This window comes from Catenulispora yoronensis, assembly GCF_039531695.1.
GTDB lineage: Bacteria > Actinomycetota > Actinomycetes > Streptomycetales > Catenulisporaceae > Catenulispora > Catenulispora yoronensis.
The window spans coordinates 72,098-84,804 of sequence record NZ_BAAAQN010000004.1; the positions used below are offsets into that span (position 1 = coordinate 72,098).

The window sequence follows — 12,707 nt, forward strand, 5'->3', positions numbered from 1 at the left end:
ACATCGAGGAAGAATGCTGATTTTCAGCGGGGGGGATGGGTGATGTGCGGAATGCATTCCGCGAGCGGCTCGGCTATTCGCGCATTGGGGTGGAGGCGAGGTGCTGAGCTGGAATGATAAAGGAACATCAGCACCACCCTCCTCAATACGAGACGCCTGCGTGCCATATTAGTCTGTAGCCACGCTAAACACTAACTGCCGAGTTAGCCGCGAGTCCGAACACTGCGTTTCGTCACGAAGTCGGTGGGCCCGCCCTGGCAGGATGGCCCGCATGGAGCATGTCCTTGGAATCGGCGGCCACTTCCTTCGAGCGACCGACCCGACAGCGCTGACCGCGTGGTACCGCGACTGTCTTGGTCTGGACGTCGGCGAGCACGGACTTTGGCAGCAGGAGGCCGGCCCGACGGTGTTCGCTGCCTTCGAGGCTGATAGTGACTACTTCGGCGCGCGGAGTCAGCAAGTCATGCTCAACTTCCGGGTCCGGGACCTGGACGCGATGCTGGCGCAGCTGCGGGCTAAGGGTGCTGAGGTGGTGGAGGAGACGCAGGATATGGATGGGGTTGGGCGGTTCGGGTGGGTTACTGATCCGGAGGGCAATCGGATTGAGTTGTGGGAGCAGGAGTTGGGGTAGGAGCAGCCTTAGTGAGGGGCGATGTTGCCAGGGGCGAAGGTCGCGGGGGTCGAAGATCAAAGTCAAAAGCTGGGTAAGGCAGGCGCCTCCGGCGAGGACCTCTGATCCCTCGGAGAACTGGCGCTAGCCCATAGGGTGGCCTGGTCAGTCTCTGCGCTGGCGGTTTGTGGGGTGGGGGTTTGTTCCCCTCGCTCACGTCGGCAGCCCTACGGGTACAGCACCGCCGCCCAGGTATCAAGTCCATGCCGCTGCGGTGAGAGCCCTAGCGCTGCGGTTGCGCTTGCATGAACTTGACACCTGGTCGGCGGTACTGTAGGCAAAGCCCTGCCGACGTGACCGAGGAGAACAAACCAAAAACCCAGGCAGAGAGCTGACAATCACGGGGGAGGGGCTGGGCGCCTCGCCGATTCCGGCCGCCGGGAAGGTTCAAAGCAAACCAGCGAACCGAAGTCCTCCCGCGCGGGGCCGCCGAGAGGTTGCCTCACCGGCGACCGAAGACCCGGGTGGTCGAGGGCGTGCCTTACCGGGTGGTTGAGGGCGTACCTTGCTTGGCGGTCGATGTTCTGCCCCACACCGGCGGCCGCAAGGTTGAAGCCGACCGCGCCTGCCCCCGGATCCTTCATTCCTCTCCCGAGGTTTTGGTTCGTTCTCCTCGGTCACGTCGGCAGGGCTTTGCCTACAGTACCGCCGACCAGGTGTCAAGTTCATGCACGCGCAACCGCAGCCTAGCAACACATCAGCCACGGCATGGACTTGATACCTGGGCGGCGGTGCTGTACCCGTAGGGCTGCCGACGTGAGCGAGGGGAACGAACCCCCACCTCACAAACCGCCAGCGCAGGGCCCTGAATGTACCCCCCTATGGAGCTGGCGCCAGTTCTCCGAGGGATCAGAGGTCCTCGCCGGAGGCGCCTGCTTTACCCAGCTTTTGATTTTGATCTTCGAGCCTTCAATCTTCGAGCCTTGATTCGGGCCTCAGCCCCCTCCCTCCTCCCCGTTGACTCCTCGTCACCAAGATGTTGGACTCTCGTGGATTCAACGCCTTGATTCCTGACTAACGTCGCGTAGAATCCACAAAATACCAAGCGCCGCAGAGCTGCTGCGTCGTTGAGGGAGGGTATGGTGTCGACCCGAATACGTCCCCTGCGTCTGCTGGACCCCCAGCGTCCCCCACGTCCTGGGCGGGGGAGGGCTGCCGCTGCTGTCATCGCAGCCGCCGCTGTATGTATATCCATGGCCGGTCCGGCCGGTTCCGTGGTGTCGGCGGCGTCCCCGTCGCAATCCACGGCGGCCGCCTCGTCGAGCTGGCTTCCCCCGACTCCCGACCAATGGCCGCTCGTTGTTGACGAAACCGTCACACCGAGCAAGACCCTGACACGCGGCGTCCAGCAGCATGCGGACACTCTCCAGACTGTTGGTGGAGCGCAGCGCGCTCAGGTCCTCGATGTGGACCTCGCTGACCCCAACATCCGCCTGGGTGTTGTGGAGTCCCACGACCACCTGACCGACCCCGTGGACGAAGTCCCCTCCTCGATGGCGCATCGCACTGGCGCGGTGGCCGGGATCAATGGCGACTTCTTCCAGATCTACGCCAGCGGGCGCCCGCTCGGCATGGTTGTCATCGACGGGCGGTTGGTAAAGAGTCCTGATCCGACGTGGAATGCCGACCTCTGGGTTCGGCACGATGGCACCATCGGCATCGGCACCGAGAGCTACGCCGGCACCGTCACGGACGGTTCGGCGAGCGCCCCGCTCACCAGCGTGAACGCCCCGGACGCGTTGAGCGGCAACGCCCTCGTCCGCGTCACCCCCGACCTCGGCACCCCCTCCCCGATCCCCGCCTCGACCGTCGCCGCCGGACACCTCGACAAGGACGGCACCACACTCCTCGTGGAGTCGGTGACCCCCAACGTCACCGACCTGGCGCAGCTGCCCTCCGGTGGCGAGGAGCTGGTCGGCTCCGGCACCCAAGCGCAGTGGCTCACGCAGAGCGTTCACGCCGGCGACCGCGTTGCTGTCAGCGAGAAGCTGAGCCCTGACACTGACGTGGTGCAAGCCCTGTCCGGCGGCGCGGTGCTGGTCCAGAACGGCCAGCGCGCTGTGCCGCTGACCGGCCCCGGCGAGAACAACGTGGACAACCCGGTCACCGCGGTCGGCGTCACCCAGGACGGCAAGCACGCCGTCTTCGCCGCGTTCGACGGCCACCAGCCGGAGGACACGGCGCAGGGCCTCACGCGCCCGCAGATCGCCGGGTGGATGATGCAGCACGGCGCCTACAACGCCATCCTGTTCGACAGCGGCGGCTCCACGCAGATGGTCGGCCGCCTGCCCGGGCAGAGCCAAGCCTCGGTGTTGAACGTCCCTTCCGACGGCCACGAACGCCCGGTCGCCAACGGCCTGTTCATCTACAGCACGGAAAAGAGCCCCGGCCCCGCAGTGAAGGCGGTCGTCAACGACAACAAGCCGTTGACCGCGCTGACCGGTACACAGGTCCCCTTGTCCGCATACGGCCTGGACTCCCGCGACAATCCCTCCCGCGACGCGGCGACGCTCAAGGTCTCCCCACCCTGGCTGGCGTCCGTCTCCGGCAGCACCCTGACTTTCAGCGGACGTCCCGGTGTCGGCGTTCTGCATGTCACCGCGGGCCATGCGCACTCAGTCATCCCGCTGACAGTGGTGCCCGAACTCGGAAGCCTGACCCTCACCCCGACCCAGGCCGACCTCGACAGCGGTAGCTCCCAGCAGATCACCGCGACGGCCACCACGCCGTTCGGCGCAGCGGTCACCCTTCCCGCTTCCGCCATCACATGGTCCGTCGACCAGCCGAGCCTCGGCAGCATCAGCGCCGACGGCACCTTCACCGCCGCCGCCTCAGGATCAGGCTCCGCCTCCGGCATGGTCACCGTCACCGCGACCGCCGGCGGCAAGTCCGCCACCGTCAGCATCGCCGTGGGCCGCTCCACCGTGGGCGTAGACCCCCTCACCGACATCTCCAAGTGGTCGGTCACCGACGCCTACATGAACGTCTACCCGCGCAAGGTCCCCAGCCCCGGATCGCACACATCGTCCAACGGCGCGCTGAGCTTCGACCCCGACACCAAAGCCCTCCCCGGCGACACAGGCTCCTTCGACGTCCACTACAACTACCCCTACGTCAGCAAGACCCTGGACCTGAGCGTCTATCTCAACGACCCAGAGAGCGAGCAGATCCCGCTGCTCAACGGCACCCAAGCCCCGATCGGCATCGGCGTGTGGGTCAAGGGCAACGCGGACCTGGCCTCCCGCCCCGGTGCCGGCCTGGCCCCGGGCATCGTCACGCTGAACGTCGGCATCTGGCAGTCCACCAGCCAGCCGACCAGCTTCTACCCGACCGGCGTCACCTTCGACAGCTGGCAGTACGTGGTGGCCAAGCTTCCGCCGGGCCTGCAATACCCCCTGCGGATCAACTACCTGGGCCTGGTCGTCATCAAGCCCGGCCCGGACCTCACCGGCGACATCCACCTCGCCGACCTGCAGGCCGTCTACTCGCCACGCCCGCCGGTGCCGCCGACCTACACCGCGATCCCGAAGAACCCCTCCTGGCTCCAGTTCACCGACGTCGGCTCGTTCAAGCCCGGCGGCGCGACCATCGCAGCCTTCGATGACGCGCACGTCACCGCCGCCAACCCCACCGGGACCGGCAGCGTCGCGTTGAACGCCATGCCCGGCCTGCTGGCCGGCCTGCCGACAGCGGCGAAGCCCTCGATCGTGCAGGCGCTCGGCGACATGGCCGACGACGGCCAGAGCGCGGACCTGACCTATCTCAAGGGCCTGTTCGACGGCCTCGGCGTGCCCTACCGCGACGCGGTCGGCAACCACGAGATCACGCAGGGCGCGACTCCGGAGAACGGCAACTTCGCCGCCGTCTTCGGAGTCACCCACTACGCCTACGACCAAGGCGCGGCCCGGGTCATCGTCACCGACAGCGGCCACATCGGCATCACCGCCTCGGACCCGTATCAGAACATCGACACCGACCAGTCGCAGTACCTGTGGTTGGCGCAACAGCTGACGCAGAACACGCAGAAGGTCGCCATCGTCACCACCCACGTCCCGGCCTACGACCCGCATCCGCGCGCCGACAGCCAGTTCTCGGACCGCTTCGAGGCCAAGATGTACGAGCGGCTCGTCCAGCGCTATCAGAAGACGCACCCCGGCGTGCACGTCCTGATGCTGTTCGGCCACGCCCGCGGCTGGGCCGAGGACGTCCGGCTGCCCGACGGCACCGAATCGCCGGACGGCGTGCCGAACTTCGTCGTCGCCGACCTCGGCGCCACCCCCTATGCCCCGGTCGACCAGGGCGGCTTCTACAACTATGGCCTCTTCGACGTGCAGCCCGACGGCACGGTGCAGTTCGCCGTGCAGCCGCTGCTGGCCTTGGTCGCGGTGGCCGCCCCGGCGCCGGAGCTGGCGGTGGGCGGCACCGAGCGGCTGACCGCCACCGGCACCTCGCTGACCGGCAGCGACGCCACGGCGTTGCAGGTGCCCGTCGCGGACCCGGCTTCGCGACACTGGGTCTCCTCGGACCCGGCGGTCGCCTCCGTGGACCCGCTCAGCGGCGCGGTGACCGCCCATTCTCCCGGTAGCGTGACGGTCACCGTGACGACTGGCGGGGTGTCCGGCTCGGCTTCCATCACAGTGAGGTGGCGATGACGATTCCTCCCAGCCGTAGAGGGGTGCTCGGGGCGTCCGCGGCGGTCTCCGCGGCGCTGGCCTCCGGCGGCCTGCTGACCGGCGGCTCGCCGGCCGCCGCAGCCGCCGCAGCCGACGCAGTGCCTCGCGATACGACCGCCGGCACCAGCACCGGCACCGGCACCACCACCAGCGCTGGCACCACCACCAGCGCCGACACCACCACCGGCGACCCCGCCCACCCCAAGCGCCAGCTCCGCGGCGTATGGATCGCCAGCGTCTCCAACATCAACTGGCCCTCCGCCCCGGGCCTGACCGCCGAGCAGCAGCAGGCCGAGCTGACCGCGTTGTTCGACGCCGCCGTCAGGATGCGGATGAACGCGGTCTACTTGCAGATCCGGCCCGCCGCCGACGCGCTCTACGCGTCCCAGTACGAGCCCTGGTCGCAGTACCTGACCGGGACACAAGGCCAGGACCCCGGCTACGACCCGCTGGCTTTCGCCGTGGCCGAGGCGCACAAGCGCAACCTGGAGCTGCACGCCTGGCTGAACCCGTACCGCGTCTCCACCCAACCCGACCCCGGCAAGCTGGCACCGACCCACCCGGCCCGCGTCCACCCGGACTGGTGCGTGCAGTACGGCGGCCAGCTGTACTACAACCCGGGCCTGCCCGAGGTCCTGGCCTTCGACGTCCAGGTCATCACCGACGTCGCCGCCCGCTACGACATCGACGGCATCCACTTCGACGACTACTTCTACCCCTACCCGGTCGGCACGGCCGACTTCCCCGACGACGCCGCGTTCGCCGCCCACGGCGCCGGCTACGCCACCAAGGCCGACTGGCGCCGCGCCAACATCGACAAGCTCGTCAGCACCCTGCAAACCGAGCTGCGGGCCGTGAAGCCGTGGCTGAAATGGGGGATCAGCCCGTTCGGGATCTGGCGCAACGCCGCCACCGACCCCCTGGGCTCGGCGACCGACGGCCTCCAGTCCTTCGACGCCATCTACGCCGACACCCGCGGTTGGGTGCGGAAGGGCTGGCTGGACTACATCGCGCCGCAGCTGTACTGGAACATCGGCTTCCCGGTCGCCGCCTACGACGTGCTGCTGGACTGGTGGTCGAAAGCCGTCGACGGCACCGGCACCCAACTCCTGATCGGCCAGACCGTCTCCAAGATCGGCATCACCAGCCCGCCGGCCTGGCTCGACCCGAACGAGATGCCGAACCACCTGATCCTGGACCGCCAATACCCCGAGGCGGCCGGCGACATCTTCTTCAACATCACGAAGCTGCTCACCGACCCCCTCGGGTTCGAGACCCGCCTGATCACCGACCTGTACGCGGCCCCGGCCCTGGTCCCGGAGATGGCCCGGCACGCCGGACCGCCCCCGGACCGCACCGCGCTGACGGCGGCGAAGCGCACCTCCGCCGGCGTCGCGCTGGAGTGGCTGCACCGCCGCCCGCACGGACCGGAGGCCGCCTACTACGCGGTCTACCGGTTCGCCGGGCTCCCGCCGCACCGCGAACGCGACTTCGCGGACGCGAAGAACATGCTCGGGACGGTGCGGGCGGTGCCAGGACTCTTCAATACGTGGACTGACACCGGCGCCGTCGCCGGCCAGGACTACACGTACTACGTGAGCGCGGTCGACCGGCTGCACCACGAGAGCGCGCCGAGCAACCCGCAGGTGGTCATCAAGTAGCTATCGGACAGCGATCCACCCGCCGCGATTCAGTCATGAGCCGCCACACCGGTGCCCACCGCGTGTGGCGGCTCACGCAACACCCGGGCCCCGCGCCAGTGCTGCTCGTACCGCTCGTGCTGCTCGTGCTGCTCGTGGGGAAGCCCCAAGGGGTCGCCGATGACCACCGCACGCTTGGCACGGAACAGCACCGGCAGCACCGCCGGCACCGAGCACTGATTCGCGTCGTCGATGATCACAAGATCGAACGCGCCCGCTTCCGGCGGCAACTGCTGGGTGGTGGAACACGTGACCGCCAACGCCGGCGCGGCGGCCTCATCAACGCCGCGCAGGCTGTGCAGCTTCGCCTTCACCAACTCCGCCCCGCGCAACCGCAGCTGCTCCTCGGCCGCCTCCAGCCCGGCGGCGAGATCGGTCTCCCCGGGCCGAGCGCCCTTCGGCCGCAGCTTCCGCCACGAGATCTCCGCCTCGGCGAAAGCCCCGACGGCCAGACACAGCGTGACGGCGCTCTCGGCGGTCGCCACGATGCCCAGCCGCTCCAGGAACCGCCGCCGCGGCCCATCGCTCCGCCTGCCGGGCTGGCTCAGCTTGGTGCTCCGAGTCCGCAGCCGGGTCAGATCCTTGTCCGTGGCCGCCTGCAGCCGATAGGCGGCAGGGGTATGACTGCCGCTGATAACCCCACTGGCGCCATTGCCCATGGAGCCGCCCTGCCCGATTCCGATGGCGTCCAACGCTCGGGCCCGCTGCCGCCCGGCCACGCGTATCTCCTCGTCGGCGGCGGTTTTCGCCCGCACCGCGGCCCGCAGGGACTCGGCCCGGCGCGCGGCGTCGCTGTACGCGGCCAACGCGCTGGCCAGCGGCTCGTCCGACCCCGCGGCTCCGGTGCTCGCGGACTCGGGTGCTTGGCGCGTCCTTTCCTCGTCCTGGTCTGAACCAGACTCCGCAGTCTGGTCGTTATCGCCTTCGTCGCGGCTGTTCGGACGCACGAGCAGCCCGGAGACCGCCTGTTCGCACCGCCGCCAGACCTCGTGGGCGGCGGCGTCGTCGGGCGAGACCACCAGGACCCGCTGCTCCGCGGTGATCGCCGTGGCCACCAGGTTGACGATCAAGGCGTTCTTGTCGGTGCCGGCCAGCCCGGGCGCCGTGGTCAGGCGGCGGGACATCGCGGCGTTGAGGGTATCGCGCTGTTCATCGTCGGCCGGCTCGATGACGACCTGTTCGGGAAGCGCCGTCGGGGGGCTCACAGGGTCCTCCAAGCATTGCAGAAGGCTGATTTCCCTTCGTGATTGGGGATAGTAGCCGACCGGGTATGCCCGGATGCCTGCCGTGACCGCCGTTTTGAGGTTCCCCCGGCCAGGGTTATCTCCGATGTATCAGGAGGGGGATATCGATGCTCTCTCTAAGGACGATGCGTGCAATCGGCGCCTCGCAGACGCGCGATCCTAGGGAGAACGGCATTCATGGGCACTTACCCGCACGAGGTCCGCGACCTCCGCACCGCGCGCAATGCCGTCCGCGCCACCGCCGAGCGCCGGGCCGCCCACTCCCCGGCCCTGCACCCCGGCGCCCGCACCTTCCGACTCGAGCACGCCGACGTCTACGGCACCACCGCCCGCGCGGAGTGGGTGCTGGCCCTGGTCCCCGAGCTGCTGACCCTGGTCACGCCCGACCCGGCCGGCGCCGCCCGCGACCACCTGTTCCTCGGCGCGATCCCCGTTCCGCCGCACAACCTGCGCTGGAGCCGCGTCCGCAGGGAGCTGCGATTCGCGACCTTCGACGGCGGCCACTCGATCCACGGCCACCTCGCCGTGACCCCCGACCGCCTGCGGGCCTACGGGACCCTCGTCATCGACGGCCAGGACATCGTGGCGGACTACCGCGTCGAGCCGCGGCACCACGGCGTGGAAGTGGACGGCATGGGACTGGACGGCATGGGGCTGCACGGCATGGGACTGGACCGCGCCGCCGCCTGACTGTGCCGCCGCCTGACCCCGGCGCCGCCCAGCCGCGGCGGCTACCATGAAGACATGATCACGATCCCACCCGAACAGTTCGAACAACTGGTCGGGCAGGCGCTGGACTCGATTCCGGAGGCGCTCGCCTCGCAGATGCGCAATGTCGCCGTGGTCGTCGAAGACGAGGCACCCTACGCGGGATTGCTGGGTTTGTACGAGGGTATCCCGCTGACCGGACGGGGCGAGTGGTACAGCGGAGTCCTGCCCGACCGCATCACCATTTACAAGAACGAGATCCTCAAGATTTGTCATTCCTATGAGGACGTCGTCCGAGAGGTGCGCACGACAGTCGTCCACGAGGTCGGGCACCACTTCGGGATCGACGACGACCGGCTGCACGAGCTGGGATGGTAGCGGCCGGGCACCCGGTATTCGCTTTCCCCGGACCCCTATCCCGCCCCACCCCGGGCGGCCCGCCGAGCATCCCGCACCGCCCGCAGCCGCTTCACCAACGCTGGCGCCGCCTCCAGCGCGGCAGGCTTGTCTATCAGTAAATTGAGCTGCTGATAGTACCGAGTCGGCGAGGTCCCGAACCGATCCCGGATCGCCTGTTCCTTCGTCCCGCCCCTGGACCAGAACGTGGTCTCGAACGCGAGCATCGCTTCTTCAGCGGCAGTCAACCCATTGGTCCCCACGGGTGAACGCTAGCGGAGCTTGCGGCCCGCCGCCCCGTACATCCATATGCGATCAGCGTTTTCCGCCACGGCCCCGTCCGGGCGCCAATACGGCAGCAGCACCAATCCCGGGTCCAACAACTCCAACCCGTCGAAGAACTCTGCCACCTCTGCCTTGCTCCGCAGAGCCGCGCGCGCGGTGGACTTGTCGTAAGCCTTCGCCGCACGCTCCATGGACGACGCGTTGAAGTCGGCCGTGACATGCGACAGCACCATGACACTGCCGGGCGCCACGGAATCCATCAGAGTCCTGACCGCCCCATAAGGATCGTCGGCATCCACCACGAAGTGCATGACCGCGACCAGCAGCACCGCGATCGGCCGATCGAAGTCCAGATGCGCCCGGATCTCCGGGTGCTTCACAATGTCCTCGGGCCGCCGCACATCGCCACTGACCACCACCGCGGGCCCCGGTCCCCGCTCCGTCACCGTCTCCTGCGACCGGGCCCGGGCATGCGCCAGCACGATCGGATCGTTGTCGACCCCGACGATCCGGGCCTCCGGCCGCACCGCCGTCGCCGTCTCCGCGGTCCCGCCCGGCGCCGGCAGCCCGATCCCGACATCCAGGAACTGGGTGAACCCCTCCGCGGCCAGATGCCGCACCGCCCGCGTCAGGAAGGCGCGATTGGCCCGCGCGATGTCCCGCGCCAGCGGCATGCTCTCCAGCACTTTCTCAGCGGCCGTGCGGTCGGCCCGGAAGTGGTCCTTCCCGCCGAGGTAGTACGCGTACATCCGAGCCGGCGTCGCCACCCCGGTGTCCAGCTCCGGCGGTATCCACCCTGGCGCCAGTGGGTCGCCCCCCAGCGGTTCCGTCTCCGCCATCCGACCGACCTCCACCCGCCCCGCGACATTGTCCGACGTCCCGATGGTAATCGAGAAATGTAGAACTCTGAGATCCGCGACGACCCGTATTCACTCGATAGCGTGCTATTGGTCGACCGTGGTTGGGGCCGGGGACAGGTGGCGTCCGTGCGCCCGCGCCCGCTACCCGATCCTCAGATCAATCACGCTTCCCGAGCTCCGGGCCTCGAACGCGGCCGCGAGGAACGCGTGGCTCCGCTCCGGGATCCGCTCCCTCGCCGCTTCGAGGCTGAAGAACCCGAACTGCGCCAACTCGCCGTCCAAAAGCCGAATGCCCTCGATCTGCTCGGTGCTGAGCCGGCCGCCGTCATACGCGAACAGCACCAGCGGCGGCCGGTCGGTGGCGGGCCGCCAGTCGACGGCGAGCAGCCGCCCGACCGGCACGGCCAGGCTCAGCTCCTCAAGGCACTCCCGCTGCGCGGTGACCTGCGGCGGCTCGTCCTCGTCCGAACCGCCCCCAGGCAGGCCCCAGTTCCGCGTGATCGTGCGATAGGTCTGCTGCACCAGCAGCACCCGGTCCTGGTCATCGGTCAGCAGCACGACCGCCCCTGCCAGCGACCGCGGCAGCGAGGCGATCCACTCCGCGCGATCGGGATTGAACGTGGCACCCGGCAGCGCCGGAGCCCCGGCGTCGAGCGACCGCTGATACCGCCCGGCGAGCTCCGCCCCCAGCGCGGCCCGAGGATCGTCGGTCGCCGCCGCCAGCGCGACCAACGCGTCGGCCGCCGCCGCGGCGAGCGCCCCCGGATCCCCCGACCTCCCGCCCCCCGCCCCCCGCCGATCAGTCCACTTCTTCTGCTGCGCGATCAGACTCCACGTGTATTCGTCCACACGCCCATTTCACCCCACCTCGCTACCGATCGTCCTCGACGCTCACCTCGGCGGGCCAAACGCCATGGTCGATGAGGTGCGCTACCGCGCGCCCGGCGACTTCGAACGTTGCTGTCAGCCGCTCCCCGGCATCGCCGGGCCCCGCCATCAGCCTCACAGAGGCGCGCGCACCATCCGTGGTCACCGCCAGCAGCCGCCCCCGCTCGTCCTCGAACCAGGTCTCCGGACTCCCGTGATCCCGCCGATTCCCCAGCAGCAGCCGAGCCTGTTCGCCGCTGTAGAAGTGGCCGGGAGCGTCCTGTAGATGCCAGCGGCTCTGCGCAGTCAACGGACCCCCACCTTGATCGAAGTAGTTCGGGCGGCGCCAACGCTACTGGACCCGCACAACTGGACCCGCAAACAAAGCAAGCATGATTGATTTTTTCTCCCCGGCCTGCCAAGCTCGCGCATGACGGCGGAGACGCACAGCGACCGGGAGGCGCGATGGCAGTGATCGACGACCTGCTCCAGGACCTGCACGCGGAAAGCGAAGCGCTCGACGCGCTGGTCGCGCCGCTCGACGCCGCCGCCTGGCGCGCGCCGACCCCCGCGCCCGGGTGGACCGTCGCCCACCAGATCGCCCACCTGGCCTGGACCGACGAGGTCGCGGCGCTGGCGGCGCGCGATCCCGACGAGTTCACCGCCTACCTGACCCGCGCGCTGCAAGCGGCCGGAGGCGCTGGCTTCGTCGACGACGTCGCCGCCGAGGGCGCGCGCCTTGAACCCGCCGATCTGCTCGCCAAGTGGCGCTCCGACCGCGCGGACCTCGCCGCGGCGCTCGCCGCCGTGCCGAGCGGCCAGAAGCTGCCCTGGTTCGGCCCGCCGATGGGCGCCGCCACCATGGCCACCGCGCGGATCATGGAGACCTGGGCCCACGGCCAGGACGTGTACGACGCCCTCGGCGCCACCCGCGAACCGACCGCCCGCTTGCGCCACATCGCGCACCTCGGCGTCCGCACCCGCGACTTCGCCTTCGTCCAGCGCGGGATGCCCGCCCCCGGCGCCGAGTTCCGCATCGAGCTCACGGCGCCCGCCGGCGAGCTGTGGACCTGGGGCCCGGAGGACGCCGCCCAGCGGGTGACCGGCCCGGCGCACGACTTCTGCCTCCTGGTCGCGCAACGGCGCCACCACGACGACCTCGCGGTCCGCGCCGACGGTCCGGACGCCGAAGCGTGGCTCGCCATCGCGCAGGTCTTCGCCGGACCGAGCGGGTCCGGCCGGGAGAAGGGCCAGTTCGCGTGAGCACCGCCGCGACCGACCCGGCCGCCACCAACTCCGCCACC

Annotated in this window: 11 protein-coding genes; 6 read left to right on the top strand and 5 right to left on the bottom strand. The window is 69.2% G+C overall.

The window, feature by feature from the left end:
* Positions 1-271 precede the first annotated feature (271 nt).
* The 3 genes from ABD481_RS04415 to ABD481_RS04425 all read left to right on the top strand — a co-directional run bounded on the left by ABD481_RS04415 (position 272) and on the right by ABD481_RS04425 (position 7,004).
* The gene (locus tag ABD481_RS04415; protein WP_344664204.1) at positions 272-631 is read left to right on the top strand and encodes a VOC family protein; all 360 of its coding nucleotides are present in this window, start codon (positions 272-274) and stop codon (positions 629-631) included.
* 1,445 nt (positions 632-2,076) lie between these two features.
* A complete protein-coding gene (locus ABD481_RS04420; RefSeq protein ID WP_344664205.1) occupies positions 2,077-5,322 on the top strand; it encodes a phosphodiester glycosidase family protein in 3,246 nt (1,081 codons plus the stop codon).
* Positions 5,319-7,004, top strand: a complete 1,686-nt coding sequence (locus ABD481_RS04425) for a glycoside hydrolase family 10-like protein (RefSeq protein WP_344664206.1) — start codon at positions 5,319-5,321, stop codon at positions 7,002-7,004. The genes ABD481_RS04420 and ABD481_RS04425 overlap by 4 nt, the downstream gene beginning before the upstream one ends.
* A gap of 29 nt (positions 7,005-7,033) precedes the next feature.
* On the opposite strand, the gene ABD481_RS04430 is transcribed toward ABD481_RS04425, so the two are convergent.
* Positions 7,034-8,248: an AAA domain-containing protein gene (locus ABD481_RS04430; RefSeq protein ID WP_344664207.1), complete on the bottom strand. Its 1,215-nt coding sequence runs from the start codon at positions 8,246-8,248 to the stop codon at positions 7,034-7,036.
* 216 nt (positions 8,249-8,464) lie between these two features.
* Here ABD481_RS04430 and ABD481_RS04435 point away from each other — a divergent pair, with 216 nt between their 5' ends.
* Positions 8,465-8,977, top strand: a complete 513-nt coding sequence (locus ABD481_RS04435) for a hypothetical protein (RefSeq protein ID WP_344664208.1) — start codon at positions 8,465-8,467, stop codon at positions 8,975-8,977.
* 54 nt (positions 8,978-9,031) lie between these two features.
* Positions 9,032-9,373: a metallopeptidase family protein gene (locus tag ABD481_RS04440; protein WP_344664209.1), complete on the top strand. Its 342-nt coding sequence runs from the start codon at positions 9,032-9,034 to the stop codon at positions 9,371-9,373.
* Between the two features lie 35 nt (positions 9,374-9,408).
* On the opposite strand, the gene ABD481_RS04445 is transcribed toward ABD481_RS04440, so the two are convergent.
* The 4 genes from ABD481_RS04445 to ABD481_RS04460 all read right to left on the bottom strand — a co-directional run bounded on the left by ABD481_RS04445 (position 9,409) and on the right by ABD481_RS04460 (position 11,713).
* Positions 9,409-9,654: a DUF3263 domain-containing protein gene (locus tag ABD481_RS04445; protein ID WP_344664210.1), complete on the bottom strand. Its 246-nt coding sequence runs from the start codon at positions 9,652-9,654 to the stop codon at positions 9,409-9,411.
* Positions 9,655-9,663: 9 nt separating this feature from the next.
* Positions 9,664-10,515 carry an SAM-dependent methyltransferase gene (locus ABD481_RS04450; protein ID WP_344664211.1) on the bottom strand — a complete coding sequence of 284 codons (852 nt, stop codon included), beginning with the start codon at positions 10,513-10,515 and terminating at the stop codon, positions 9,664-9,666.
* Positions 10,516-10,677: 162 nt separating this feature from the next.
* Positions 10,678-11,385 carry an NUDIX domain-containing protein gene (locus ABD481_RS04455; protein ID WP_344664212.1) on the bottom strand — a complete coding sequence of 236 codons (708 nt, stop codon included), beginning with the start codon at positions 11,383-11,385 and terminating at the stop codon, positions 10,678-10,680.
* A 22-nt stretch (positions 11,386-11,407) separates the two neighbouring features.
* Positions 11,408-11,713 (bottom strand): hypothetical protein, encoded by a 306-nt coding sequence (locus ABD481_RS04460; protein ID WP_344664213.1) that lies wholly within the window; start codon positions 11,711-11,713, stop codon positions 11,408-11,410.
* 155 nt (positions 11,714-11,868) lie between these two features.
* Here ABD481_RS04460 and ABD481_RS04465 point away from each other — a divergent pair, with 155 nt between their 5' ends.
* A complete protein-coding gene (locus tag ABD481_RS04465; RefSeq protein WP_344664214.1) occupies positions 11,869-12,666 on the top strand; it encodes a TIGR03084 family metal-binding protein in 798 nt (265 codons plus the stop codon).
* Positions 12,667-12,707: the final 41 nt, after the last annotated feature.